22 protein-coding genes and 1 riboswitch are annotated in these 26,070 nt (G+C 67.3%); of the genes, 11 read left to right on the forward strand and 11 right to left on the reverse strand.

Annotation, left to right across the window (positions count from 1 at the left end; all coding sequences use genetic code 11):
• Positions 1-44: 44 nt before the first annotated feature.
• Positions 45-2,381 carry an ATP-dependent DNA helicase gene (locus tag J5T34_RS21275; protein ID WP_244259124.1) on the reverse strand — a complete coding sequence of 779 codons (2,337 nt, stop codon included), beginning with the start codon at positions 2,379-2,381 and terminating at the stop codon, positions 45-47.
• Positions 2,382-2,952: 571 nt separating this feature from the next.
• Between J5T34_RS21275 and J5T34_RS21280 the strand changes: the two genes are divergently transcribed.
• The 4 genes from J5T34_RS21280 to J5T34_RS21295 all read left to right on the forward strand — a co-directional run bounded on the left by J5T34_RS21280 (position 2,953) and on the right by J5T34_RS21295 (position 7,623).
• The gene (locus J5T34_RS21280) at positions 2,953-3,465 is read left to right on the forward strand and encodes a Csu type fimbrial protein (protein WP_208582893.1); all 513 of its coding nucleotides are present in this window, start codon (positions 2,953-2,955) and stop codon (positions 3,463-3,465) included.
• Positions 3,465-4,253 (forward strand): fimbrial biogenesis chaperone, encoded by a 789-nt coding sequence (locus J5T34_RS21285; RefSeq protein ID WP_244259125.1) that lies wholly within the window; start codon positions 3,465-3,467, stop codon positions 4,251-4,253. The genes J5T34_RS21280 and J5T34_RS21285 overlap by 1 nt, the downstream gene beginning before the upstream one ends.
• A 65-nt stretch (positions 4,254-4,318) precedes the next feature.
• Positions 4,319-6,664: a fimbria/pilus outer membrane usher protein gene (locus J5T34_RS21290; RefSeq protein WP_208582894.1), complete on the forward strand. Its 2,346-nt coding sequence runs from the start codon at positions 4,319-4,321 to the stop codon at positions 6,662-6,664.
• Positions 6,661-7,623: a Csu type fimbrial protein gene (locus tag J5T34_RS21295; protein WP_208582895.1), complete on the forward strand. Its 963-nt coding sequence runs from the start codon at positions 6,661-6,663 to the stop codon at positions 7,621-7,623. The genes J5T34_RS21290 and J5T34_RS21295 overlap by 4 nt, the downstream gene beginning before the upstream one ends.
• An 83-nt stretch (positions 7,624-7,706) precedes the next feature.
• On the opposite strand, the gene J5T34_RS21300 is transcribed toward J5T34_RS21295, so the two are convergent.
• The gene (locus tag J5T34_RS21300; protein ID WP_208582896.1) at positions 7,707-8,708 is read right to left on the reverse strand and encodes a Bug family tripartite tricarboxylate transporter substrate binding protein; all 1,002 of its coding nucleotides are present in this window, start codon (positions 8,706-8,708) and stop codon (positions 7,707-7,709) included.
• A gap of 139 nt (positions 8,709-8,847) precedes the next feature.
• Positions 8,848-9,768, reverse strand: coding sequence for a LysR substrate-binding domain-containing protein (locus tag J5T34_RS21305; protein WP_208582897.1), 921 nt, complete (start codon positions 9,766-9,768; stop codon positions 8,848-8,850).
• Positions 9,769-9,957: 189 nt separating this feature from the next.
• Here J5T34_RS21305 and gtdA point away from each other — a divergent pair, with 189 nt between their 5' ends.
• From gtdA to J5T34_RS21330, 5 genes are all read left to right on the forward strand, one after another.
• A complete protein-coding gene (gene gtdA / locus J5T34_RS21310) occupies positions 9,958-11,004 on the forward strand; it encodes a gentisate 1,2-dioxygenase (RefSeq protein WP_208582898.1) in 1,047 nt (348 codons plus the stop codon).
• 96 nt (positions 11,005-11,100) lie between these two features.
• The gene (locus J5T34_RS21315) at positions 11,101-11,802 is read left to right on the forward strand and encodes a fumarylacetoacetate hydrolase family protein (protein ID WP_208582899.1); all 702 of its coding nucleotides are present in this window, start codon (positions 11,101-11,103) and stop codon (positions 11,800-11,802) included.
• Positions 11,803-11,815: 13 nt separating this feature from the next.
• The gene (gene maiA, locus J5T34_RS21320) at positions 11,816-12,457 is read left to right on the forward strand and encodes a maleylacetoacetate isomerase (RefSeq protein ID WP_208582900.1); all 642 of its coding nucleotides are present in this window, start codon (positions 11,816-11,818) and stop codon (positions 12,455-12,457) included.
• A gap of 37 nt (positions 12,458-12,494) precedes the next feature.
• On the forward strand, positions 12,495-13,706 hold the full coding sequence (locus tag J5T34_RS21325) for a 3-hydroxybenzoate 6-monooxygenase (RefSeq protein ID WP_208582901.1): 1,212 nt from the start codon (positions 12,495-12,497) through the stop codon (positions 13,704-13,706).
• Between the two features lie 111 nt (positions 13,707-13,817).
• Complete coding sequence (locus J5T34_RS21330; protein ID WP_208582902.1) at positions 13,818-15,164, forward strand: MFS transporter; 1,347 nt, start codon at positions 13,818-13,820, stop codon at positions 15,162-15,164.
• Here the strand turns inward: J5T34_RS21330 and J5T34_RS21335 are convergent.
• The gene (locus J5T34_RS21335) at positions 15,161-16,585 is read right to left on the reverse strand and encodes an FAD-dependent oxidoreductase (RefSeq protein WP_244259126.1); all 1,425 of its coding nucleotides are present in this window, start codon (positions 16,583-16,585) and stop codon (positions 15,161-15,163) included. The two genes, J5T34_RS21330 and J5T34_RS21335, sit on opposite strands and share 4 nt — an antisense overlap.
• Before the next feature lie 13 nt (positions 16,586-16,598).
• The gene (locus J5T34_RS21340) at positions 16,599-17,573 is read right to left on the reverse strand and encodes a Bug family tripartite tricarboxylate transporter substrate binding protein (RefSeq protein ID WP_244259127.1); all 975 of its coding nucleotides are present in this window, start codon (positions 17,571-17,573) and stop codon (positions 16,599-16,601) included.
• Between the two features lie 129 nt (positions 17,574-17,702).
• On the opposite strand from J5T34_RS21340, the gene J5T34_RS21345 reads away from it, so the two are divergent.
• Positions 17,703-18,587: a LysR family transcriptional regulator gene (locus J5T34_RS21345; protein ID WP_208582903.1), complete on the forward strand. Its 885-nt coding sequence runs from the start codon at positions 17,703-17,705 to the stop codon at positions 18,585-18,587.
• Positions 18,588-18,689: 102 nt separating this feature from the next.
• Here the strand turns inward: J5T34_RS21345 and J5T34_RS21350 are convergent, their stop codons facing one another.
• Together J5T34_RS21350 and J5T34_RS21355 are read right to left on the reverse strand one after the other, a co-directional pair.
• Positions 18,690-19,103 carry a VOC family protein gene (locus tag J5T34_RS21350; RefSeq protein ID WP_208582904.1) on the reverse strand — a complete coding sequence of 138 codons (414 nt, stop codon included), beginning with the start codon at positions 19,101-19,103 and terminating at the stop codon, positions 18,690-18,692.
• A gap of 41 nt (positions 19,104-19,144) precedes the next feature.
• Entirely contained in the window at positions 19,145-19,513 is a 369-nt protein-coding gene (locus tag J5T34_RS21355) for a c-type cytochrome (RefSeq protein ID WP_208582905.1), read from the reverse strand.
• A gap of 222 nt (positions 19,514-19,735) precedes the next feature.
• Positions 19,736-19,899: riboswitch (FMN riboswitch) on the forward strand.
• Positions 19,900-19,973: 74 nt separating this feature from the next.
• On the opposite strand from J5T34_RS21355, the gene J5T34_RS21360 reads away from it, so the two are divergent.
• A complete protein-coding gene (locus J5T34_RS21360) occupies positions 19,974-20,444 on the forward strand; it encodes a PaaI family thioesterase (RefSeq protein WP_208582906.1) in 471 nt (156 codons plus the stop codon).
• 28 nt (positions 20,445-20,472) lie between these two features.
• Here J5T34_RS21360 and J5T34_RS21365 read toward each other — a convergent pair whose 3' ends face one another.
• The 4 genes from J5T34_RS21365 to J5T34_RS21380 are packed head-to-tail and all read right to left on the reverse strand — an operon-like array spanning position 20,473 to position 25,935.
• Positions 20,473-21,555, reverse strand: coding sequence for a FecCD family ABC transporter permease (locus J5T34_RS21365; protein ID WP_208582907.1), 1,083 nt, complete (start codon positions 21,553-21,555; stop codon positions 20,473-20,475).
• Positions 21,552-22,826 carry an ABC transporter substrate-binding protein gene (locus J5T34_RS21370; protein WP_347880682.1) on the reverse strand — a complete coding sequence of 425 codons (1,275 nt, stop codon included), beginning with the start codon at positions 22,824-22,826 and terminating at the stop codon, positions 21,552-21,554. The genes J5T34_RS21365 and J5T34_RS21370 overlap by 4 nt, the downstream gene beginning before the upstream one ends.
• On the reverse strand, positions 22,823-23,845 hold the full coding sequence (locus tag J5T34_RS21375; protein ID WP_208582908.1) for an ABC transporter ATP-binding protein: 1,023 nt from the start codon (positions 23,843-23,845) through the stop codon (positions 22,823-22,825). The genes J5T34_RS21370 and J5T34_RS21375 overlap by 4 nt, the downstream gene beginning before the upstream one ends.
• The gene (locus tag J5T34_RS21380) at positions 23,842-25,935 is read right to left on the reverse strand and encodes a TonB-dependent siderophore receptor (protein ID WP_208582909.1); all 2,094 of its coding nucleotides are present in this window, start codon (positions 25,933-25,935) and stop codon (positions 23,842-23,844) included. The genes J5T34_RS21375 and J5T34_RS21380 overlap by 4 nt, the downstream gene beginning before the upstream one ends.
• Positions 25,936-26,070: the final 135 nt, after the last annotated feature.

Below are 26,070 nucleotides of genomic sequence, written 5' to 3' on the forward strand. Positions count from 1 at the left end.
CCTGAATAAGGAACGAACATATTCGCTAATACAAAGGTCCACAGCTACGCTTCTACGCGCCACCAGGACGGCAACAATTCCCGCACCGACCGCTGCGCAAAGCGGTCGTCGATCAGATAGACCACGCCGCGGTCCTCGTTGGTCCGGATGACTCGCCCGGCGGCCTGCACGACCTTGCGCAGGCCCGGATACAGGTAGGCATAGGCATAACCGTCGCCGAAGGTGTCCTGCAGCCTGCTGCGCAGCTGTTCATTGACCGGATTGAACTGCGGCAATCCGAGCGTGGCGACGAAGGCGCCGATCAGTCGGTCGCCGGGCAAATCGACGCCCTCGGCGAAGGGTCCGCCCAATACGGCAAAGCCCACGCCGCGCCCGCCCGGCCGGAAGGCGGCGAGGAAATCGGCCTGCGCCGCCTCGCTCATGCCGCGCGCCTGCGACCAGCTCGGGATATCGGCATGCCGCTGCGTGAACAGCGCCAGCGCATCGCCCAGGTAGTCGTGGCTGCTGAAGAAGGCGAGATAGTTGCCCGGACTCTCCCGATATTGCGCGGCGATCAGTTCGACGATATCGGGCAGCGAACGCTGCCGATGCGCGAAGCGGGTCGAGATATGCGACGCGACGCGGACGCGCAGCTGCTCGGGCTGGAATGGCGACGGCACCTCGTGCCAGACCCATCGCTCGGGCAAGCCCAGCATATCGGCGTAGTAAGAGGCCGGCGCCAGCGTGGCGGAGAACAGGGAGACGGAATGCGCCGCCGCCAACCGCGGCCGCAGAAAATGCGCCGGCACCAGATTGCGTACGCCGAGCCGGACATTGCCGTGCGCACTGCGGGCCGGCATCCGCGTCATGTCGAAAACGGAATGCGGGCCGATCTGCTCGGCCAGCCGACAGAATTGCAGCACATCGAAATAGAAGCGCTGCAGCGCCGGATCCTGTTCGGTGGGCCGCTCCGTGAACCGCTCCAGCAAGGTGGCGCACAGCCCCTCGAAGGCATCGAGCAGCTGCGGCGGAACCTTGGCTTCAGCCTGATAGTCGCCGAGCAGCGCCTTCGCCGCGGCATTCCACTGACGGCCGACGCGATCGAACGCGCGGCGCAGATCCGCCGGCGCCTGCCGCCGCAGCGCGCGGAATTCGGCCTGATCGAGCGCGGCGCTGTACATGTCGCGTGCGCGCTCCGGCAATTGATGGGCTTCGTCGACCAGCACGCTGACGCGCCAGCCATCATGCAAGGCGAATGCATGGAGCAGCGCCGTGCGGTCGAAGTAGTAGTTGTAGTCGGCCACCACCACGTCGCTCCAGCGCGCCATTTCCTGGCTCAGGTAGTACGGGCAGATATCGTTGGCGAGCGCGATCTCGCGGATCTCGGCTCGACCGAGCATCGACCGCTCCGCCGCCTGCGCACGCGCCGCGGGCAACCGGTCATGGAAGCCCCGCGCCAGCGGACACGCTTCGCCGTGACAGGTGCGGCCAGGATATTCGCAGGCCTTGTCGCGCGCCACCATCTCGAGCACGCGTAGCGGCATCGCTTCATGCTGGGCACCCAACGCGCGCGTGGCTTCCAGCGCCAGGGCCCTGCCGGTGGAGCGAGCCGACAACACGAACAGCTTGTCGATCTTCTGCTTCGGCATCGCCTTCAACGCGGGAAAGATCGTGGCGATGGTCTTGCCGATGCCGGTGGGCGCCTGCGCAAGCAGGCAGCGGCCGGAGAGATTGGCGCGATAGACGGATTCGGCCAGTTCGCGTTGGCCGGCGCGAAACGCCGCATGCGGAAACGCCAGCGCGTCGAGCGACAGATTGCGCTGCGTGCGATGTGCCAGCTCCTGCTCGGCCCAGCCTATGAAGGCACGACATTGCGCCTCGAAGCATTCGCGCAGCGCCGCCGCCGTGAAACGCTGCGCCTCCGCACGCTCGCGCCCGCTGACGATATCGAAATAGACCACCGCGATCTCGATGTCGTCGAGGCCATCGCGCTGGCACATCAGCCAGCCGTAGACCTTGGCCTGGGCCCAGTGCAGATGTCGATGATGGTCCGGCACTTCGGCGGCGTCGCCACGCACCGTCTTGATTTCCTCGAGCCGCCGCAGGGCCGCATCGTAGCCATCGGCACGTCCGCGCACACGCAGCGGCCCGAAGTCTGCGCTCAGCGAGATTTCGGTCCGGTAGCCGGAAGGACGGCGCGAGGTGACGGTGGCGTGTCCAGCCATGCCTTCGAGCGCGGTGGGCGAAGGCGTAAACCGCAGATCCAGATCGCCGGCGCGGGCGGTGAATTCGCACAGGGTGCGTACCGCGACGATGTAGCGCGGTTCCCCTTCGATATCGGCGGCCGACGCGCCCTGCGGCGGTTCGGCGGAGCGAGCGGATGAAGAGGCGGGGAAGGACATCGGGACGGCGGGCAGGCAAGGCATTCTGCGTTCGCGCGGAATAACTGTATAAATATACAGTTATCCGAGGCCGGTGTCGATGCGCAATGCCTGGATCCATGCCGCAAGTTCCCCCTCAAGGTTTTGACGCGGCTGCCGTTTACATGCCGGTACTCCTGCGCCTGCCTCATGCCATTCTGCCGTTCGTCGCTTCTTTCCCTTGTCCCGGCGCTTGCCGTCGTCGCTGTCCCAATCTTTCACGCCGGCAGCAACGCCCATGCCGCGACACGCACGCGCATGGATGTACGCCTCGCCATCACGGATGCCTGCCTCGTGCAGAGCTTGCCGGAATCGCCCCCCCGGGTTTCATGCGCGCTGAACGCGGCCTACCGTGTCGTCGCATCGCAGCCCTGGCTTCGGATGCCGTCCGACCCTGCGGAATCCCCCCGCCTGATCCAACCCTCCGCCGACAAGTCATTGGTTGAAATACAGTTTTAAACGCGACGCAGTGCGGTAACAAAACATTGCAGTGCGAAACATCTCCATTCTTGTGCGTTAGCCTTGGCTTAACACCAATAAGGAGATGGATGTCATGCGACTCTCCCTGTTGCGTCCACAGCAAAAATACGGACGTCTTGCCGCGGCCGCGATCGCGGCGCTCTTCCCCGTGTGGCTTGGTGCCGCCACCAAGACCACGACATTTCAGGTGCGTCTGACCCTGGCCAACGATTGCGCGATTTCGGCCACGGATCTGGATTTCGGCTCGCAGGGCGTGCTCGCGACCAATATCGACCAGAGCACGACGGTCAGCGTCACCTGTACGACCGGCGCACCCTACAACGTCGGGATGGACGCGGGTACCGCGGCGGGATCGACCATCGCCAATCGCCTGCTGGCGGGCCCGGCCGCCTCGACCGTCGCCTATCAGCTGTATCGCGATGCCGCGCGCACGCAGATATGGGGCAACACGCCCGGCACCGATACGGTTGCCGGCACCGGCAACGGCGCGGCGCAGACATTGACGGTCTATGGTCGCGTACCGCCGCAGTCCACGCCGGCGGCCGGGGCGTACACCTCCACCATTACCGCGACGATCAATTTCTGATGGGAATGCCACCCGCGACGCGGGTGCGGCGCTCCCGGCTGCCGGTCGCCCTCGGCCGTGCCGCCCTGCTGGCGTTTGCGCTCTTCGCAGGCGCAGGCCATGCCGCATCCCTGCAGATTTCGCCGATCCGCATCGACATGCCATCCGCTCCCGGCGCAGGGGCACTGAACCTGCGCAATCAGGGCGACATGCCGATCCACGCCCAGGTACGGGTGTTTCGCTGGACGCAGTCAGGACGCGATGACGTCCTCGAACCGACCGACACCGTCGTGGCCAGCCCGCCCATCGTTCGCATCGCGCCGGGCGATGAGCAGCTGGTGCGCGTGGTCCATCCGCACGCGGCCAATCCGGGGGAAACGGCCTATCGCCTGCTGATCGACGAGCTGCCGCAAGGCGAGAACGGGCCTGCAGCGGGCGTGCGCGTCCAGCTGCGCTACTCGGTGCCGGTCTTCGTCGGGACACCGGATACGGCAGCCGTGCCGCCGCTGCGCTTCGCGCTGCTGAAGGACGGCGCCGAATGGCGCCTTGTCGCCCGCAATGACGGCAATCGCCACGCGCAGATCAGCAACGTCACGCTGATTGGTGGCGGCGGTGCGAAGTTCGCGGTCACCGCGGGACTGCTTGGCTATGCGCTCGCGAAATCCGGCCGCCAATGGTCCCTGCCGACCGATCGTGGGATAGCACCGTCGGTGGGCTGGCGCCTGGAAGCCACGGTCAACGGTGCGCGCATTTCCGCTCCGCTCGACGTGGCGGCAGCCGGCCATGCCGTCGGCACCGATGCCAGGTAAGGGACGGCCTGGCAGTGGCACGCCGTGTCCGGGGACAGGAACGCCCGCGCGTTGGCAGTGGACGGTTGCCTCTGCCGTGGCCGCTGCTGTGGTGCCTGTCGTTGTCGCTGCAAGCCGCCTCGGCGTCGGCACAGTCTCCGTCTGCCGCGCAGCCGGACCCGCCGCACGACGCCGGGTTCGCGGACGCCCAGCACGTGGCGCTCGACGTGATCCTCAACGAGGCACCGCTCGGCATGGTCGCTCGCTTCCGATGGAGTAGCGGCCGGCTGTCCGGCATCGTGCAGGAACTGCGGGAGATCGGCATCCGTACCGACGACCTGACGCCCGCGGCGGACGGCTATATCGCGCTCGACGGCATTGGCGGCCTGTCCTACCGATATCTGGAAGCGGCTCAGCAGATCCGGCTGACCGTGGACGATGCGCGTCGCCTGCCCAACGTCGTCGACACCATGCCGCGGCGGCCCGCCACGGTCACGCCCGGCACGGGCATGCTGCTCAACTACGATGCCTATGCGCAGCCGGGGACCGCCGCGACGCTCGGGCTCTACAGCGAACAGCGCTTCTTTTTCCCGCAAGGGGTCGTCAGCAATACCGGCTTCGCCACGTTCTACCGCGACGATCACCGCTATATCCGGCTCGACTCGAGCTACGCCCGCCCGGACCCTTCCGGGCTGACCACGCTGCAACTGGGCGACGCCATCACCGGCGCACTGTCGTGGAGCCGTTCGGTCAGGCTCGGCGGCGTGCAGTACCGCCGCAATTTCGCGCTGCGGCCCGACATGGTGACCTACCCCGTGCCGCAGCTGGGCGCGACGGCCGCCGTTCCAAGCGCTGTCGACCTGTACGTCAACAATGTCAGGCAATACAGCGGCCAGGTACCGAGCGGCCCGTTCATCCTCAGCGGCGCGCCCGCGCTGACGGGCGCGGGACAGGCGACGATCGTGGTGCGCGACATGCTCGGCCGCGACGTCGCCACCTCGCTGCCGCTGTATGTCGACACTCGCATGATGGCACCCGGCTTGCTGGACTACTCGGTCGAAGCCGGCTTCCTGCGCGAGCAATACGGCCTGCGCTCGTTCCAGTACGGCAGCCAGCCGGCAGGCAGCGGCTCGCTGCGATACGGCCTCAGCGCCGAGCTGACGCTCGAAGGTCATGTGGAAGCGATGCCCGGCAGCTACGTGGCCGGTGCAGGCGTCCTGTGGCGGCTCGGTGGAGCCGGCGTACTGAACGCGGCGGCAGCAGGCAGCGTCGGACGAGGCAACGGTTCGTCGTTCTCGCTGGGCTATCAGTGGCGCACGCGTGCACTGACGCTCGATCTGCAAGGCAGCCGAACCGCGGGTCGCTTCACCGATCTGGCGGCGCGCGCCGGGGCACCGTTTCCCCGTGCGCTGTATCGCGCCACGTTCGCCATGCCGGTGGCCCGCAACGGCAACGTGGCACTGAACTATGTCCATCTGGACGACGGACTGATCGGTCGCTCGCGCATCGGCTCGATCGCCTTCACGACGCAACTTGCCCGGGACTATTCGCTGAGCGTGAGCGCCTATCGCGATTTCGCCGAGCCGCGCATGCGCGGTCTGCTGCTGACACTGACGGCCGTGCTCGGGCCTTCGACCTCGGCATCGTTGTCGGCGGGCAGCGACGGCGGCAGGGAAGCGCTCTATGCCAGTGCCAGCCGTACCCCGGACTTCGATGGCGGACTGGGTTGGCAAGTCCAGGGCAGCAGAAACGCCGGCCTGTCTCGCGGACTGGCACAGCTGAACTACCGCGGCCGGTATGGCGAGGTGCTCGGCGGCGTGCAGTCCATCGACGGAGAAACCCGCATGGCGGTCAATGCCACCGGGTCGCTGGTGGTGATGGACGGCGCCGTGCTGGCCGCACGCCGCGTCACCGACGGCTTCGCCCTCGTGTCCACTGGCGGCCATGCCGGCGTACCGGTACTGGTCGAAAACCGCAGGATCGGCACCACGGACCGAAATGGCCATTTCCTGGTCCCCAACCTGATGCCGTATCAGTCGAATCGCGTCGGCATCGATGCGCTGTCCTTGCCCGCCAACACACGGCTGAGCACCCCCACGTTGAACATCGCGCCGGCCTGGCAAGCCGGCGCCATGGCGCGCTTCGACATTACGCCGATCCGTGCCGGGCAGGTGATCCTGACCGACGGCGCGGACGCGCCGCTGCGGGCGGGCACCGTCGTACGCATGCTGCGAAACGACGATCCGAACACCGTGCTGGCCTCCACGATCGTCGGCCACGACGGACTGGTGTATTTCGACAATTGGTCGGAGCGCAACCTCATCGAGGCCGACACGCCCGCCGGGACATGCCGCACCGAGGTCGGTTATCGCCCGTCTGCTTCGCCGATCCCCATGATGGGCCGCGCCCCTTGCGCGCCGACAAGGCAATGAACACCCACCGCATCGCTCGGCTGACACCGGTCGCGCTGCTGCTCGCGCTGGGGGGCACGGCACAGGGCCAAACCTGCACCGCCACCGGTTCCAATATCGCCTTCGGCAACGTCAGCCCGGTATCCGGCGCGGCGTCCACGGCCAACGGCAGCATCTCGATCCAGTGCACGGGCTTTGCGCTCGGCCGCGCGCGCGTTTGCATGGGAATCGGCACCGGGACCGGCGGCACGACGCTGCTGCCGCGCACACTGACCGGCGGCACCGGAACGCTGAACTACAACCTCTATACCAACAGCGCCTACACCACGGTGTGGGGCCCGCGCGGGGGCAGCGGAACGAGTTACGTGCAGCTCGACATTCCGATGACGCTCGGCACCGGGCAAGCAACGGTCACCGTGTACGGCCAGGTGCCCGCCAACCAGAGCACGGTACGGGCAGGAGCCTATCAGTCGGCGTTTACCGCGGCCTTCACCGAAATGAACTATGCCGAATACGTGCTGATCGCGCCGAACTGCGCGACGCTGACCAGCCCCGTGGCCCGGTTTCCTTTCACGGTGACGGCAAACGTCATCAGCGACTGCGTCATCACGGCAACCAACGTCGATTTCGGCACCCGCGGCGTGCTCGCTGCCGCGGCCACGGCGACCGGCACCATTACCGCGCGATGCACCAATGGCAGCCCCTACACGCTGGCGATCAACGCCGGCACCTCGGCCGGCGCCTCCGTCGCGAACCGCCGGATGCAACGCAGTGGCGGCACCGAACAGATCGGCTATCAGCTCTACCAGAACGCGGGGTACTCGATCCCCTGGGGCGATGGCACCACGGGATCGAGCGTCATGTCGGCCACGGGTACCGGCGCCACGCAAAGCTACACGGTGTATGGCCGCGTGCCGGCCCAGCGGACTCCCGTCGCCGGCACCTACGTCGATACGGTAACCGTCACGGTGACGTACTGAAGTACTGACGTACTGACGTACCGACGTACCGACGTACCGATGTACCGATGTACCGATGTGACGGCGGACGGGCCGCGGGGGGCTCAATCCACGGTGATATTCGCGCTGCGCGCCACCTTGCCGAACTTCTCGTATTCCGACTGCGTCAGCGATTGCAGCTCAGCGGCGCTCGACGACTTCGGATTGAAGCCGGCCTGCACCAGCTTGTCGCGCACCGGCGCACTGCCGAGCGCCTCGACAAAGGCGGCATTGAGCTTCTGCACGACGTCGGCCGGCATGCCGGCGGGACCGTACACGCCGAACCACGGCTCGACCGAATAGCCGGCCAGACCCGCCTCCGCCAGCGTCGGCACATTGGGCAATGCCGGCGAGCGGGTGCTGCCGGCCACCGCCAGCGCGCGCAGCTTGCCGGCCTGGATATGCGGCAGCGACGCGGGCAGATTGTCGAACATCACCGGGATATGGCCGCCGAGCATGTCGTTGATCGCCGGGCTGCTGCCCTTGTACGGTACGTGGGTCAGATTGGTGCCGGTCATCTGCGCAAACATCGCACCGGCCAGATGCATCGAGGTGCCGGTGCCCGCGGTCGCATAGGTCAGACCCGGATTGCGCTTGGCCCAGGCCACCAGTTCGGCGACGTTCTTGACCGGCAGCTGATTGCCGACCTCCAGCACGATGGTCGATGTACCCAGCAGGCTCACCGCGGTGAAATCGCGGCGCGGATCGAACGGCATCGCCTTGTAGATATGCGGGTTCAGCGCATTGGTCGAAATCGCGCCGAAGCCGATCGTATAGCCGTCCGGCGCGGCCTTCGCCACGGCCTCCATGCCGATATTGCCGCCGGCGCCGGGGCGGTTCTCGATCACGACGGGCTGACCGAGCTTCTCTGCCACGCGTTGGCCGACGGTGCGCGCCACCAGATCGGTAGTGCCGCCTGCGGCGTAGGGCACGATGAAGCGGATCGGCTTGGTGGGATAGTCGGCCGCGCGGGCTGGCGTCGGCAGACCCAGCGTTGCGGTGACCAGACCAGCCAGCGCAATGGCGAGAACGGCGCGGCGGGGAAGATGGCGGACGCGAGGCGTCATGGGGCAGTCTCCTTTTGTGTGGTGATTGATGGTGATTGGCAGTTGTTGTTGTCGTGCACATGCAATGCCGGCGGAAACCGGCCGGCGCCATCTTATCCAATCCGCACGGCGCGCGTTCGGCGCTCCCTGCAAACCGGCGTCATACGCTGCCGCCCCCGGCCGCTTCCCGCAAGGCATCGAGCGCGGCCACCACGGCGCCGCGACGGAAACTGTCCTCGCGCCAATACATCGACACCGAGCCGAAGCCCGACAGCCGCAGCGGCACGATGCGCAGCGCACCGAGATCCTCGAGCCGGCGCGCGGTGCGGTGCGAGGCGACGCCGATCATGTTCGTGTGGTTCAGCAGCGTCAGATTGAGGATCGTCGAATTGGATTCGACGCAGCGCGCAGGCAAGGGACGCCCCGCGGCGGCCAGCGCGGATTCGAGCGCATTGCGGATCGGCGTGCCGCGCGGCCAGATCACCCATTGAAACGATTCGAGCGCGGCCCAGTCGAGCGCCGCCATCGACAGCAGCGGATGCTTGGGGCGCGCGACGAAGTGGATCGGCTCCATGTACAGCGCCTCGGTACGCAAGCGCGCATCCTGCAATTCCGGCGCGGAGCGGCCGACGACGATATCGAGCTCGCCGCGCGCCAGCCGGCTCATCAGCTCGTCCATCGTGCTTTCGACGAGGCGGATCTGCGCGCCGGGCATCGCCTTGAGCAGCCGGACCACCGCCAGCGGCACCGTATCGGCGGCCGAAGCGCCCGAGGTCCCGATCACCACCAGGCCGCTGCCGCCATCGCGCAGCGCCTGCAGATCGTCGCGCGCGCTATCGAGCTGCGCTTCGATGCGGCGCGCATGTTCGATCAGCGATTCGCCATACGGCGTCGGCCGCAGCCCGCGCGCGTGGCGCTCGAACAGCGGCAGGCCGATGTCCTCCTCCAGCTCGCGCAGCCATTTCGACAGGCCGGGCTGCGTGGTATTCAGCGCCGCCGCGGTCTGGCTCATATTGCCGGTCTCGGCCAGGCTCAACAGCATCTGCAAGTTGCGAAGCCGTAGCCGGTGCGTCCAATCCATCAGGGAAAACCCTCCCAGCCATATCCATATGCGTATGGATCAGATCAATTATTCATTTTCCGAAATATACCTGCGCGGCTAGAGTCTCATCAAACGAAAACGCGGACAGGCTTCCCTCTCCCCCAGCCCCTCTCCCGCAAGCGGGAGAGGGGAGCCGATCCGCCGGTGCTTTCTCGATTGGAGACCTCGATGTCGAACAGCAAGCGGGATATCGCCCGCGCGGCCTATTACGAGCAGATCGGGCGCAGCCATATGACGCCGCTGTGGGAATCGCTGCACGCGCTGGTGCCGCCGCAGCCCCAGCCCAAGGCGCAGCCGGCGATCTGGAAATACGAGCAGATCCGCCCGCTGGTGATGCAGGCCGGCTCGGTAATCAGCGCCGAGGAAGCGGTACGCCGCGTGCTGGTGCTGGAAAATCCCGGGCTGCGCGGCAAATCGAGCATTACCTCGACGCTGTACGCAGGCCTGCAACTGATCCTGCCCGGCGAGATCGCGCCGAGCCACCGGCACACGCAGTCCGCGCTGCGCTTTATCGTCGAGGGCCAGGGCGCGTGGACCGCGGTCGACGGCGAACGCACGACCATGCATCCCGGCGATTTCATCATCACGCCGTCGTGGACCTGGCATGACCACGGCAATCCACTGGAGGCCGACGGCGGCGAGCCGGTGGTCTGGCTCGACGGACTCGATATTCCGCTGTTGCAGCAGCTCGATGCCGGATTCGCAGAGAGCTACCCCGAAGCCGTGCAGCCGGTCACGCGCCCCGAGGGCAACAGCTTCGCCCGCTATGGCAACAACATGGTGCCGGTGCGTCATCAGCCCACGGGCGGCACTTCGCCGATCTTCAGCTATCCGTATGCGAGAACGCGCGAGGCGCTCGACCAGCTTTATCGCCATGGCGACCTCGACGCGTGGGACGGCGTCAAGCTGCGCTACGTCAATCCCGCTACCGGCGGCTGGCCCATGCCTACCATGGCCACCTTCATGCAATTCCTGCCGGCCGGCTTCCAGGGCCGCACCTATCGCAGCACCGATGCGACGGTCTACAGCGTCGTAGAAGGCCGCGGTACCGCGCGCATCGGCGAGATGCAATTCCAGTTCGAGCCGCGCGACATCTTCGTCGCGCCATCGTGGCAGCCGGTGCAGCTGGCCTGCGTCGACGACGCGGTGCTGTTCAGCTATTCCGATCGCCCGGTGCTCAGTGCGTTGAATCTGCTGCGCGAAGAACGGCTCTGACAGCTTGCCGAAGGGGCAGCGGTGCGCGCCTGACGCATGGCCGCCCTCCCCGCCGCGCCCCCATTCCTGAACGATACGATCCCGCAAGGACTACCCATGCCTTATGTTTTCGATCCCGCGCCGACCGTCGCCATTCCGGTTGCCGGCAGCAGCGACGACCGCTTCCCCGTTCGCCGCGTCTACTGCGTCGGCCGCAACTACGCCGCGCATGCCCGTGAAATGGGCTTCGATCCGGACCGCGAGCCGCCGTTCTTCTTCTGCAAGCCTGCCGACGCGGTGATTCCGGTCGCCTATGGCGAAACGCTGTCGCTGCCCTACCCGTCGCAGACGCAGAACTATCACTACGAGGCCGAACTGGTCGCCGCGATCGGCCGGGCCGGCAGCGATATTCCGGTCGAACACGCGCTCGATCATGTCTGGGGCTATGCCGTCGGCCTCGACATGACCCGCCGCGATCTGCAGATGAAGATGCGCGAGATGGGCCGCCCCTGGGAGATCGGCAAGGCGTTCGATGCCTCGGCACCGGTCGGCCCGCTGCATCGCGCCAGCGATGTCGGCCATCCCGAGCAGGCCGAGTTGTGGCTGACCGTCGATGGCGAAACGCGCCAGCGCAGCAATGTCTCGCATCTGATCTGGTCGGTCGCGGAAACGGTGGCCTACCTGTCGCAGTACTTCCGTCTGGAACCGGGCGATCTGATCTTTACCGGCACGCCCGAGGGCGTCGGCGCGGTGAAGCCAGGACAGCAGATGGTGACCGGCGTGCAGGGGCTGGGCGAGCTGTCGGTGCGCATCGTCTGAGCGGAAGCCGATCATGCAGCTGCACAGCTTCTTCAACAGCTCGACCTCCTACCGTGTGCGCATCGCGCTCGCGTTGAAAGGACTGTCCTACGACTACGTGCCGGTCAATATCCGGAACGGCGCGCATCGCGACGCGCAGTATGTCGAGCGGATCAACCCCTCCGCCAGCGTGCCGGCGCTGGTCGATGGCGAACTGCATCTGGGGCAATCGCTGGCGATCGTCGATTACCTCGATGCGCGGCATCCGGAACCGCGGCTGATTCCCGCCGACATCGAGGCGCGGGCCCGCGTGCTGGAGCTGTCGTATGCGATCGCCTGCGATATCCATCCGGTCAACAATCTGCGCGTGCTGCGCTATCTGCAGGACACGCTCGGCGTCTCGCCGGAGCAGAAGGATGCGTGGTACCGGCACTGGGTCGACGAGGGCCTGGCCATGGTGGAGCGCCTGCTGACGAGGCGCCCCGCCGGCCCGTGGTGCTTCGGCGCGCAGCCCACGCTGGCCGATTGCTGCCTCGTGCCGCAGATCGCCAACGCACAGCGGATGGGCTGCGATACCGAGCGCTTTCCGTTGACGATGGCGGTCTACCGCCATGCGGCCGCGCATCCGGCCTTCCGTGCCGCCGAACCGCGCCAGCAACCGGATTACCAGCGCTGAGCGCACCGCAGCCCGGAGAGCGGGTCAGGAGACATCGATGAACACAACACAACAGGACCGCAAGGTCATCGTGGTCGGCGGCGGCATCGGCGGCCTGGCCGCGGCGCTGGCTCTCGCGCGTCAGGGCATCCGCGTCGATTTGCTGGAACAGGCCGAGCAGATCGGCGAGATCGGCGCGGGCATCCAGCTCGCGGCCAACGCCTTTGCCGCGCTCGACGCGCTGGGCGTCGGCGAGGCGGCACGCAACCGCTCGGTATTCACCGACCACCTGATGCTGATGGACGCCGTCGACGCCAGCGAGGTCGCGGTGGTCGACGTCGGCGCACGCTATCGCGAGCGCTTCGGCAACCCGTATGCCGTGATCCATCGTGCCGACATCCATCTGTCGATTCTCGAAGCGGTACAGGATCATCCGCTGATCCGCTTCCGTACCGCGAAGCGGGTCGAGGGCCTCGAGCAGGATGACAACGGCGTCACCGTGATCGACCAGCGCGGCGAACGGCACCGCGCCGACGCGGTGATCGGCTGCGACGGCGTCAAATCGGCGGTCCGCCAGGTGCTGCTGGGCGACGAGCCGCGCGTGACCGGCCATGTGGTCTACCGCGCGGTGGTCGAACTGGAAGACATGCCGCAGGACCTGCGGATCAATGCGCCCGTGGTCTGGGCCGGCCCGCACTGCCACCTGGTCCACTACCCGCTGCGCGGCGGCCAGCAATACAACCTGGTGGTGACCTTCCACAGCCGCGAGCAGGAGGTCTGGGGCGTTCGCGAGGGCAGCAAGGAGGAAGTGCTGTCGTACTTCGAGGGCATTCATCCGCGTCCGCATCAGATGCTGGATCGCCCGACCTCATGGAAACGGTGGGCGACCGCCGATCGCGATCCGGTCGAGCGCTGGAGCTTCGGCCGCGCCACGCTGCTGGGCGACGCCGCGCACCCGATGACGCAATACCTTGCGCAGGGCGCCTGCCAGGCGCTGGAAGACGCGGTGACGCTGGGCGCCGCGGTCGAGCACTGCGACGGCGACTTCGCGGCCGCGTTCGCGCTGTACGACAAGGTCCGGATTCCACGCACCGCGCGCGTGCTCTATTCCGCCCGGGAAATGGGCCGGATCTACCACGCCAAGGGCGTCGAACGGCTGGTGCGCAATTCGCTGTGGGTCGGCCGCACGCAGGAGCAGTTCTATGACGCGCTGGCATGGCTGCATGGCTGGCGGGCAGCGGACTGCCTGAACGCGCCGGGCCAACGCTAGGGCCAGACGCCAGCCCAGCAGCAACATTCGTCGGATCGTTTGCCCCGCCGCCTCCGCAAGGAGACGGCGGCGCCCGCGCACATCCGCTCAGACCAGAACCAGGAGACAACCATGCCGCGCCCCGCCGCCATCGACGTCACGCGCTTCATCGACGAAGCGCCGTTATCGCCGTTCCAGATCCTGATCGTCGTGCTGTGTTTTCTTGTCGTCGCCATCGACGGCTTCGACACCGCGGCGATCGGCTTTATTGCACCGGCCATCCGCGCCGAGTGGGATTTGAGTCCCGCACAACTGGGACCGCTCTTCGGCGCAGGGCTGGCCGGCCTGATGGGCGGCGCCTTTCTGTTCGGCCCGCTGTCGGACCGCTACGGCCGCAAGACCGTGCTGGTATTCAGCGTGCTGTTCTTCGGCATGGCGAGCCTGGTGTCGGCGTGGTCGAACTCGCTGTGGGAACTGATCGCGCTGCGCTTCATCACGGGCCTGGGCCTCGGCGGTGCGATGCCCAATGCGATCACGCTGACCTCGGAATATTGCCCCGACAAACGGCGCTCGTTCCTGGTGACCACGATGTTCTGCGGCTTCACGATCGGGTCGGCGCTAGGTGGAATGGCCTCCGCGGGCCTGATCGAGTCGTATGGCTGGCGCTCGGTGCTGGTGGTCGGCGGCGTGCTGCCGCTGCTGCTGGTGCCGGTACTGCTGGCGCTGCTGCCGGAATCGGTCCGCTATCTGGTGACGATGGGCAAGCAGCTCGACCGCGTCGCCGCCACGCTGCGGCGTATCGCCCCTAACGCCGATTTGCGCGACGCCAGCTTCATGGTGCCGCCGCGCACGCGCGCTGGCTCGCCGGTCTGGCATCTGTTCCGCCCGGATCTGCTGCGCGGCACGCTGCTGCTGTGGTTTGCCTTCTTCATGAGCCTGCTGGTGATCTATCTGCTGTCGAGCTGGCTGCCCACCGTGCTGCGCAGCACCGGCATCTCGCTCAAGCATGCCGCGCTCGTGACCGCGATGTTCCAGGTCGGCGGCACCGTGGGCGCCATCGTGCTCGGCTGGCTGATGGGCCGGCGCAACCCCCACTATGTGCTCGCCGCCAGCTACACGCTGGCCGGCCTGTTCACCGCCATCATCGGCAACGTGACGGCAAGCCCAATGCTGGCCGCCGTCGCCGTGTTCTGGGCCGGCTTCTGCGTATCGGGCTCGCAAGTCGGCGCCAACGCGCTGTCGGCGGCCTACTACCCCACCGATTGCCGCGCGACCGGTGTCAGCTGGGCCAACGGCGTCGGACGCATCGGCTCGGTGGTCGGCTCCGTCGGCGGCGGCGCGATGCTGTCGCTGGGGCTCGGCATGCCGGCGCTGTTCGTGCTGGTCGGCATTCCGGCGGTGCTGGCCGGTCTGACGATGCTGGTGCTGGGCCGCGGGCATGGGGCCAGCCAACCCGCCGTGCCGGCGGTGCAAAGCTAAGGGCGCTGCCCTCTGCCTTCGCCCAGAAAGGCCCCCTGCCCGACCAGCAACGCCTGCAGTTCGTCGACATCGATATCGTGCGGCGATCTGCCATCGCGCACGGCCAGCGCGGCGGCGGTGCCCGCCGCCTGGCCCATCACGAAACAGGCGCCGGACACGCGCGCGGCCGACTGCCCGTCGTGCGTCATCGCCGCGCACCGGCCCGCCACCAGCAGATTGTCGACGCCCCCCGCGGTCGCGCGCCGCGGCAACAGCATCCGGTACGGCAGCTGGCTGTAGCCCCGCGAATCCGGAATCGGCGGCCAGACCCATTGCACGTCGCCGGCCACATGCTTCTCCAGCGGCCAGCCGTTGACGCCGATCGAATCGGGGAAATCCGCGCAGCCGAGCACGTCCTCCGCGGTCAGCATGATCTCGCCGATCAAGCGGCGCGTCTCCCGAATGCCCAGCTGCGGGGCGACATCGAGGGCATAGGCGTTTTCGAAGCCCGGCACTTTGGCGCGCAGGAAGCGCAGATATTCGACGATCTGCCGGCGGCCCTCGATCTCCCCTTCGCTCAGCGATTGCGCATCGGTGCCGTCGGTCGCCGAGCCATCGAGCTTGCGCAGTTGCGTCACGTTGACGCGCCACTCGTAAGGATGCTTCTGCGGGCGGACCACCGCGCCACGCCGCGGAAAGCGGAATTCTCCGGCGGCCTCGGCCTGATCCATCAGCGCCGGAATGGTTTTCCAGGCCTCCCCCGCGCGTTCCGCGTCGACGTTGCCGACGCGGAACATCAGCGTGGGGTACAACATATGGCCTTCGGCGTCGCCCTTTTCGGTCGGCACACCGGCCCAGTGCGCGATATCGGCGTCGCCCGAGCCATCGATGAAGCAGCGCGCGCGCACGGCCACGCGTCCGGACTTGGTCTCGAGCAGCAGCGCGTCGAGGCTACCATCCGCATGGCGCGCGACACCGGCGGCCAGCGCATGGAACAGCAGATGGACGCCATGGTCTGCCAGCAGCGCGTCCGCGGCGCACTTGAACGCCGACATGTCGTAGGCCTGCGCGTAGATCTTGCCGAGTACCAGATGGGGGTCGTTCAGGCCATCGAGCTGGCGCATGCGCATCAGCAGATCGTCGGCGACCCCGTGTACGACCTGGCGAATTTCGCCAAACACATTGGCATGCAAGCCGCAGAAGTTGGTCACGCCCGCGGCGGTGCCCATGCCGCCGAGAAAGCCGTAGCGCTCGACCAGCAGTACGTGCGCCCCGTTGCAGGCTGCCGCAGCCGCAGCGCTGATACCGGCGGGGCCGCCGCCCAGCACGACCACGTCGAAGGGGCCGAGCACGGGCACTTCACGCCCCGCCTCGATCAGCGTGTCGCCGCGGGAAAGCGCAGAAAGCCCAGAGAGTCCGGACAGTCCGGAGAGTCCTTCCATCGTTGTCGCCATGCTAGTCCAGCCGAATCCTGTGTTTTTCGATGACCGGCTTCCAGCGCGCGACGTCGTCCGCCATCACGCGGCGAAAGGCGTCGGGCGTGTTGCCGACCGGGTCCATATATTGGAGGCGCAGTTTTTCGCGCAACGCCGGCTCGGCCAGCACCGCGACGATCTCGTCGTGCAGCCGCTTGACGATCGGCCCCGGCGTGCCGGCCGGCACCACGTAGCCGATCCAGGCGTCGGCCTGCACATCGGCGACGCCGGCCTCCGCGAGCGTGGGCAGGTCCGGCAGCGATGGCGAACGCTTCGCGCCGGCCACCGCCAGCGCCTTGATGCGCCCGCTCTTCACATGCGGCAGCACCGTGGCCGCCGGCAGGATCGCCATATCGACGTCGCCGGCGATCACCGCGGTGACCGCTGCGCCGGAGCCGGGGTACGGCACGTGGACCGGATCGGCCTGGCTGCGTGCGGCCAGCGCCGCCATCGCCAGATGCGAGATCGTGCCCGCACCCATCGACGAATAGCTCAAAGCCTTCGGCTGCTTCTTCAGCAGCGCCAGCAGTTCGGCGGCATTGCCTGCCGGCACGCGGCTGGCCACCACCAGCACCGCCGGCTGGCTGGTCGCGATGGTCACCGGCTGCAGATCGCGCGCCGGGTCATACGGCAGCTTGCTGTACAGCAGCGAATTGACCGCCAGCGGGCCGGCAATGCTGACGCCGATCACCTGCCCATCGGGCCTGGCCTTGGCGATGGCATCGGTACCGAGATTGCCGGCCGCGCCGGCCTTGTTCTCCACCACCATCGGCTGGCCCAGGCGCGCGGTCAGCCGCTCCCCGATCAGCCGCGCGGTGATGTCCGGGGTCGAACCGGCGGCGAACGGCACGATCACGCGCACCGGTCCGCTCGGCCAGTCCTGCCCATGGGAAATCGTCGATACCGCGGCGAGCGCGGTGCAAGCGAGCCATCTCCCCAGCTTGCCTGTTTGCATGCCATGTCTCCAAGGATGTCTTTTATGGATGGCGGCGCGCTGTCCGGTGGCGCCTTGCGGCAAGATTAGGGCAATGGCACTATGTCGTCCATGCAATGGCGCCCATAGTCCCAAGCGGGATTCTTAATAATGGATACGAAACTGCTGGCCGTGTTCGACGAGGTCTACAAGACCCGAAGCGTGTCGCGTGCCGGCGAACACCTGGGCCTGCCGCAAACTTCGGTCAGTCTGGCGCTAGGCCGGCTGCGCAAGCAGTTCGGCGATCCGCTGTTCGTCAGGACCGCCGAGGGCATGTTGCCGACCCCGCATGCGGAGACGCTGATCCAGCCGTTCCGCCAGGCGTTGGCGATTCTGCGGACCGCCACGCAGCAGCAGGTGGTGTTCGACCCGCCGCGTTCGGAGCGCACGTTCCGCATCAGCATGACCGACATCAGCCATCTGCAGTTTCTGCCGGGGCTGATGAACCGTCTCAATACGCTGGCGCCGGCGATTCGCGTGGAGGTCATGCGGATCTCCACGGACACGGCAAAGCAGCTGGAGACCGGCGAGTCCGATCTGGCGGTCGGCTTCATGCCCGAGCTGGAGGCTGGCTTCTATCAGCAACGCCTGTTCAACCAGGGCTTTGCCTGCGTGGTGCGACAGGACCATCCGCGTGTGGGCAGGCGCATGACGGTCTCGCTGTTCAAGCGCGAGAAGCACGTCGCCATCACGGCCGCCGGTACCGGGCATGATCTGCTGGAGCGCGAGCTGGAACGGCGCAGGGTCACGCGCAACGTCGCGCTGTCGCTGCCGACACTGCCCGGCCTGGGCAATCTGCTGGCCAACACCGACCTGATCGCCACCGTGCCGGAGCGCGTGGCGCAGATGCTGATGGGCATCGCCAACGTCAAGGCGCTGGCTCCGCCCTTCCCGCTACCGACGTTTTCGATCAAGCAGCACTGGCACGAGCGCTATCACCAGGACCCGGCCAATCGCTGGCTGCGTTCGGTGATTGCGGACCTGTTTCTGGACTAGGGCGCCAACCACCCACCCCTATTGCCCGCCATCGCTGACCGCCTTCACCTCGGCGTCCGCGATGTGCCGCTGCTGCGGAAAAAAACCGCGGCAAGCGGAGCGTCAGCCGGCAGCCGCAGGCAGATCGCCGCGATGGACGACCTGAACCTTGTTGCCGTCCGGATCGCGCAGATAGGCGCCGAAATACCCGTCGCCGTAGTGCGGACGCGGCCCCGGCGGGCCTTCGTCGGTGCCACCAGCGGCCATGGCCGCCGCATAGGCCTGCTCGACCGCCTCCGGCGACGGTGCCAGGAACGACACCATGCTGCCGTTGCCGGCGGTAGCCGGTTGGCCGTTGAAGGGATGGTAGGCGTAGAAGCGAGGCAGCGCCTCACCCGGCCGGACCCAACACAGCGCGGCGGGACCGCCGTCCGGCACGACGGGACGCTGGCGCAAACCCAACGGGGCCAGCAGGGCATCGTAGAACCGGCCAGCGCGGGACAGATCGGCAACGCCGACGGTGACATGGCTGAACATCGTGGGACTCTCCTTTGGTAGCAATCGGCACGACAGCGAGACTATTGGAACCGCCTTAGGTACGCCAGCAAATCGTCGATCTGTTGCGCGCTGCCGATTCCCCAGAAGCGCATCCTGTTGCCGGGCACCACCTGTTCCGGCGCACGCAGGAACGCGGCCAGCGTCTGGTCGGACCAGACGATGCCGGAAGCACGCATCGCGCTCGAGTACGGGTAGTCATCGACCGCGCCCGCCTTGCGGCCGACGATGCCATTCAACTGCGGACCGAAGCCGCTGCGCGCCGCCGGTCCGACCTTGTGGCAGGACGCGCATCGGCGGTCGAACGCCGCCTTGCCGGCGCGTGGGTCGCCGGCGGCGTGCGCGGATGCCCCGAAACAAAAAGCCAGCACCGCGAGGGTCGTTTTGATCATGCCGTGATGCGAATGGAATGGCGTGGCCGCGGCGCGGCGCGAAGGTTTGCATTCTAGCGTTGTCGCCGATGGGCGGTTTCGAACCCACCCTACTGCTACGAGCCGGTGTTCGCGGTGTTTGGAAAGTTTTGGCGGTTAATTGCGTTTCATCCAAGACCATGCTGGCCTTCCGTTCGCCGACGCCGTTGTATGATTTCCCCGCCGCGATTGGCACCAACGCGGCAGCGTTCTCAGGGCAGGGTGAAAGTCCCTACCGGCGGTGATGGCGTCGACAGGCGCACTAGCCCGCGAGCGCCCGGCAGTCGTTGGCCATGCCAATGCCGGGGTCAGCAGATTCGGTCCCAATCCGAAGCCGACGGTGATAGTCCGGATGAAAGAGAGCGCGAGCGCCTCTGCCCTTCAGCGTGAGGGCAAGCCTCGTGCGCCCTGATTCTGGCCAACTCCACCGCAAGGGAACACCATGAATCAGCCCACCTCCCCGCTTCAATGCGCTTCCACCGCCGCGAACCGTGCGCACGCAGACCCGCCGCAGGGCTATCGGCCGCTATTTCGTACCAGCCCATTCCTCGATGCGACAGGGCCCTACTTCTACAAGGAGCAGGCACAGGGATTCACGATCGGCCTGCGAGTCGCGGAGAAGCACACCAATGCCTCCGGCACTGTCCATGGGGGGTTGATCGCCACGTTGGCCGATGTCTCGCTCGGCTATGTCACCGCGACATCGCAGCAGCCGCCATTACGGATGACGACAGCCAATCTGAGCATCGACTATGTCGGCGCCGCCCGGCCCGGCGACTGGATCGAGTCCCATGTCGATATCGTCAAGACCGGCTCCCGCCTCGCCTTTGCCAAGGCATTGATCAGCGTCGATGGCCGGCCGGTCGCCAGTACCAGCGCCGTCTTTCTGGTGGTGGGCAATTCAGGCGAATAGCCTGGACGGCACCGGACCCTCCCACAGGTCAGTCGGCGCGATGCAGGGCCTTGGTCCGGTACAGCATGTACAGCGCCACCGGCGCGCCGACGAGGCCAATCACGGCATTCAGGTGGAACACATGCCGGCTCCACGGCAGATGCACCACCAGATCGGCGGCCAGGCCCAGCACCGCGCCGACCAGCGCCGCACCGGGAAGCAGCACGCGATGGTCGGCGCAGCGCCACAGCGCGCGCGCCAGCTGTGCCGATACCAGTCCGAGGAACGCCACCGGCCCGCAGAAGGCCGTCACCAGTCCGGTCAGCCATGCCGTCGCCAGCAAGGCCGCACGCTTGACCCGTGCCACCGGAATGCCCATCGATTCCGCATAGCGTTCGCCGAGCAGCAGGCCATTGAGCGGCTTGACCAGCAGCAGGCTGCCGAGCAGCCCGATCGCCACGCCCGGCACCAGGATCTCGAGCTGTCGCCGCGTGGCACCGGCAAAACTGGCATCGTCCCAGGCCTTGAACGCGCGGGCCTGCGTTTCGTCGATGAAGTGCATCGACGCGCTGATCAGCCCCACCGCGAGGTAACCGAGCATCAGGCCCGTGATCAGCAGCGTCACCGTGCCGACCCGCCGCGACAGCACCGCCAGCAGGGCCAGCACGGCGGTGGAGCCAGCGATCGATGCCAGCGCCATGCCAAGATCCCCGACCAGCCCATAACGCAGCAGGAACGCATTGCCGGCGACGCCGGCGATGGTCACCAGCAGCGCCGTACCGAGGCGCGCGCCATGCACGATGCCAAGCACGAAGGGGTCGGCCAGCGGATTGCGGAACAGCGTCTGCAACAGCAGCCCAGACACGCCGAGCGCGGCGCCGCTGATCATCGCGTTGACCGCCCGCGGCAAGCGGAAGCCGAGCACGATATCGCGCCACACCGCCGCTTCCACCGTCTGCCCGGTCAGCGACTGCAGCACCGCGGAGAACGGCACGGCGACCGCGCCAAGCGTCAGCTCGGCAATCAGCAGCAGCAGTGCGGCCAGCATCAGGCCCGCGAAGATCAGCGCGGCGCGCGGGCTCGATCCGCGTGGTGTTGCCGCCGCGGCGGGAGCGTGGATCAGGGTCGTCACGGTAGTTTCCGCAGGAATTGAGGGGTCGGGCGAGGGGCAGGCGTGTCGGCCCCGGTGGGCTCGATAACGCCGGCGGCTTCGCCGGCCAGTTCGGGATGCAGCGCGGCGATGGCTTCGGCCAGCTGGATATGCGGCCGCGTCATGCTGTGGTCCTGGTACGGATACGCCCACGCTCCGGTATACCCGCGGTCCCACGCATGGACATTGCCCGTGCGCGCCGCGGCAAAACGCCCATGCAGCGGGTTGGCAGCGATCCACGCCTCGATACTGGCCTGCCCGCCCATCGTGCCGAGCCATGCCGGCGCGCTGGCCCCCATCGCATAGACGCGCTCGAACGGCAGATAGACCAGGCTGCCGGTGCCGCCGCCGTCCAGCACATAGCGTCCGCCGGCGTCCGCGATCAGCCGGGCACGCTGGTTGTGCTCGCCGAAGGTCTCGAAGCGATGGCGGCCCGCAGCAAAACCGGACATCACCATGGGGCGGCGCGTCGCGCCCGCGGCAATCGCCGACAGTCTGCCGTATGCGGCTTCGATCGAGGCAAAGCGATCGTTGGCACGCTGCTCGCGATTCGTCAGCAGTGCCAGCAGCTTGAGCCATTCGGCGCGGCCGAGCGGATGCGGCTCGTGATGGTCGGCCTGCGGAATCGCCCGCACGCCCAGTTCCCACAGTCGCGGATGCATATTGCCCTGCGGATAGGCCGAATAGAAGCTGAGGTAGACGTCCGCCTGCACCGACATCGCCTGCTCGATCGAGGCATGGCCATAGCCCCACATATCGTGGACCAGGCCCTGCTCGATCCGTGCGCGCACCGACGGCACCGTCACGCTGCGCACGTTCTCGGCGCCATACAGACGGTCCACCAGCCCGAGCTCGTCCAGCGCACCCAGCATCGCCGCATTGCCGGTGACCAGTCGCTGGATCGGCACCAGGATCACCGGTACGTCGGCAGGATGCGGCGGCACCGGCGTGCCACATTGGACCAGCAGATATTCGAGCCGCTCGCCGGTCGCCACGCTCGGCGTAAAGCGGACGCGCTTGTAGTGCGGGCCGTATTCGACCTGCAGCTGGGACGAATGCGAGAAGGCGGTCTTCTGCGGAAAGTAATCGACCCCCGGTCGATAGTCCGCGACGCAGGCCGCATCGAGGTTGACGCCCGGACCGCCGGGTCCGACGGCCAGCTCCGGCCATGCGGCTCGCGCAGGCGCGTCGAGGCGCGTGCAGCCGCATAGCAGGCCGGCAGCGAGCGCCATAGCGGCCCAACGTCGGCTCACCGCACCGCCTCCGCGGCAGAGGCAGGTCCGGTCCGCGCCGACGCCACGCGCAGCGCCTCCACCAGCGCGCCCAGCGTGGCATAGCGCGTGACTTCATCGCCGTCGCCGTCGCCCGCCACCGTGTAGCCAGAAGGATCGGCATGCACCGTCAGCGTCGCCGAGGCGTCGCGCACATACCCTGCCCGCTCGAGCGCCCGCGCGGCCCAGCTGACGCGCAGTCCCACGCCTTCGAGCCGGACCGCGCGCGTGCCGGCCCGTCCCACCCGCAACTCCGCGCGCTCGAGATCGAAGTCCAGCCCATCGGCGGCGAAGCTCGCACCCAGCGTGCCGGCGATCGCGAGGTCCTCTGGCGCGCCCACATGCAGCTGCCGCTTGCCATCGATCAGCCACAGCTCGTCCGCATAGCGCAACGCCAGTTCGAGGTCATGCGTGGACAGCAGCACCGCCAGGCCGCGCTCGCGTGCCAGATCCAGCAGCAGTTGCATGGTGCCGACGCGACGCGGCAGATCGAGAAACGCCGTCGCTTCGTCGAGCACCAGCAGGCGCGGCTGTTGTGCCAGGGCGCGCGCAATCATGATCTTCTGCCGCTCGCCATCGGACATCTCGGCGACGAGCCGATCCGCCAGCGGCAGTGCACCGGCACTGACCAGCGCCTGATGCACGATGCGATGGTCGTCCGGGCTCAGGCGGCCCGCCCAGCCCAGATAGGGATAACGCCCCATGCTGGCAAGCTCGTAGCCGCGCATCAGCGTGCCGTCGACCCGCTCGGTCAACACGACCGCAAGGCGCCGCGCGCGCTGCGCCGACGGCATCGCGTGGATCGGCTCGCCGTCCAGATGCACCTGTCCTGCAACCGGTGCCTGCATTGCGCACAGCGTGCGGATCAGCGTCGATTTGCCCGCGCCGTTCGCGCCCAGCAGGCAGACGAAACGCCCGCTCGGGATGGCCAGATCGAGCGGACCGAGCAGCGGCCGTCCGCCGTGGCCGGCGAACAGGCCCGTGGTGGCCAGCACCGTCACAGCGTCGCTCCGAAGCTGGCGAACACCGTGCGCGGCGCGCCAGGATAGGTCGGCACGAACGCGCCGCCCGAGTCGTAGTAGCGGCGATCGCCGAGGTGCTGCACGGTCAGCTGCAGCTTGTAGCGCCGCGCCTTGCCGAAGCGATAGGCGATATTGGCATCCCACCGCGTGTACGACGGCAAGGCAAAGGTGTTCTCGGTATTGGCCTGCCGTTCGCCCACATAGGTCGCGCCGATGCCGACGCTCAGGCCCGATGCGACGCCGGCAAAGTCATAGGTGGTCCAGATGCTCGCGGTGCGGCGCGGCGCATTGGCCAGCAGCTTGCCGACCAGCGCCGGATTGCTGTCCGCGGCGATCTCGGCCTTGTATTGCGTATAGCTCGCCAGCACCCGCCAGCGCGGCGTGATGCTGAACGGTACGTCGATTTCCCAGCCGCGGCTGCGCTGCTCGCCGACCTGGATCACATAGTTGAAGTCCTCCGGGTCCGATACCACGCCGTTGCTGCGGCGGATATCGAACAGCGCGACGGTCGGCTCGAGCCGGCCGTCCAGCAGGCTGAACTTCGCGCCGACTTCGGTCTGCTTGCCACGCGACGGCGCGGGCAACGTGCCAGCCCGCAGCATGCCGCCGGAGGGCTCCGTCAGGAAGGACCGCGCCCAGCTGGCGTAGAACGACACCGCCTCGACCGGCGTCCACGTCAGGCCCGCGCGCGGCGACAGCGCATCGTCATGCCGGACCAGCGTGTCCGCTGCCTGCAGGTACTGCGCCCGCGCGCTGGAGCGCGAACGATCGTAGCGCAGCCCAAGCAGCAGGCGCCAATGCGGGCCGAACTGCAGCTCGTCCTGCGCATACAGGCCGAGATTGCGGCCGGTGTAACGAGAAGCATCGTACGGCAGCAGCGGCCCGGCAGTGGCGCCATGCACGGGGTGGTAGAGATCGATCGGCAGATTGACCGGAAAGCCGCCCGGCCCCACGTTGGCCTGAGCGCTGAAGTCCCATTCGTCCCAGTTGTAATCGGCGCCGATCAGCACGCGATGGCCGATGCCGGCGGTCTGAAAGCGGCGCGAGGCTTCGGCCATCAGCGTGGTATCGGTCTGCCGATCGATATTGCGTTGCTTGCGGCGGTTGACCTGCGGGTCCGGGCCATCGGCGCCGCTGATCGGCGGGAATCCATACGGGTACCAGACCGCATCGGTGCGCGCGTACGAGCGTTGGGCGCCGGCGCGCAGTTCCCAGCCGTTGTCGAAGCGATGATCGAGCACGAGCGAGCCCAGCGCGCTGTCGTTGTCCAGCCGCGCGTCCCGCTCGCCATAGTTGTAATGGATCGGCACGCCAAGAAACAGCGGGCTGTTGCCGAAGCCGCGGTCGAATGCCGAGCGCCGACGGCCGAACTCGAACTCCGCGGTCAGCCGCGTCTGCGGCGCGAGCTTCCATTGCAGTACCGGCGATACGAACGCGGTTTCGGCATCGACGAAATCGCGGAAGCTGCGGTTGTCCTGCCAGGAACCGGTGATCCGGTAGCTCAGCGTATCGCTGATCGGTCCGGTGCTGTCCACCGTCACGCGGCGAAAATCATGGCTGCCGCCAGTGAGCTCGACACTGTGCCGCGGCTTGTCCAACGGCTTTTTGGTAACCAGATTGACCACGCCGCCCGGCTCGAAACGGCCATAGAGCGCGGACGCCGGGCCCTTCAGCACTTCGATCTGCTCGATATTGACCATCTCGTCGACCGGCGCGAAGACACTGCGGCGAAAGCCGTTCTTCAGATTGGCCGAGGTGGCGAAGCCGCGCAGCCGGAAGCGGTCGTTGCTGCCGCCCCAGCCGACTTGCGGTGTCACACCCGGCACGGTGCGAATCGCCTCGCCCAGCGTGAACACGCCACGGTCTTCGATCAGCTCGCGCGTCACGGTCTGGATGGAGAACGGCGTTTCCTTCAGCGCGGTATCGCTCTTGTTGGCAGTGGGCGCCACCACCGCGCGATAGGCCCGCTCGCGCGTGCCGGTGACGGTCACTGCTTCGAGTTCGGCGACCGTCCCGGCCTCCCCTTCCTGCGCCGCGCAGATGCCTGGCGCCGTGGCCAGCAACGCCACGGCAGCGCGCCGGTGCCATCGGATCGTATTGGGTCGTGGTTGCTGAGCGGCAGGCAAGATGTCGTCCTGATTTCGATCGGACGATAATGATATTGCATTATCATTAAAAATCAAATCACCCGGTTGCGGCGCCAT

It is taken from the genome of Cupriavidus gilardii (assembly GCF_017598945.1).
Taxonomy (GTDB): Bacteria; Pseudomonadota; Gammaproteobacteria; order Burkholderiales; family Burkholderiaceae; genus Cupriavidus; species Cupriavidus gilardii_E.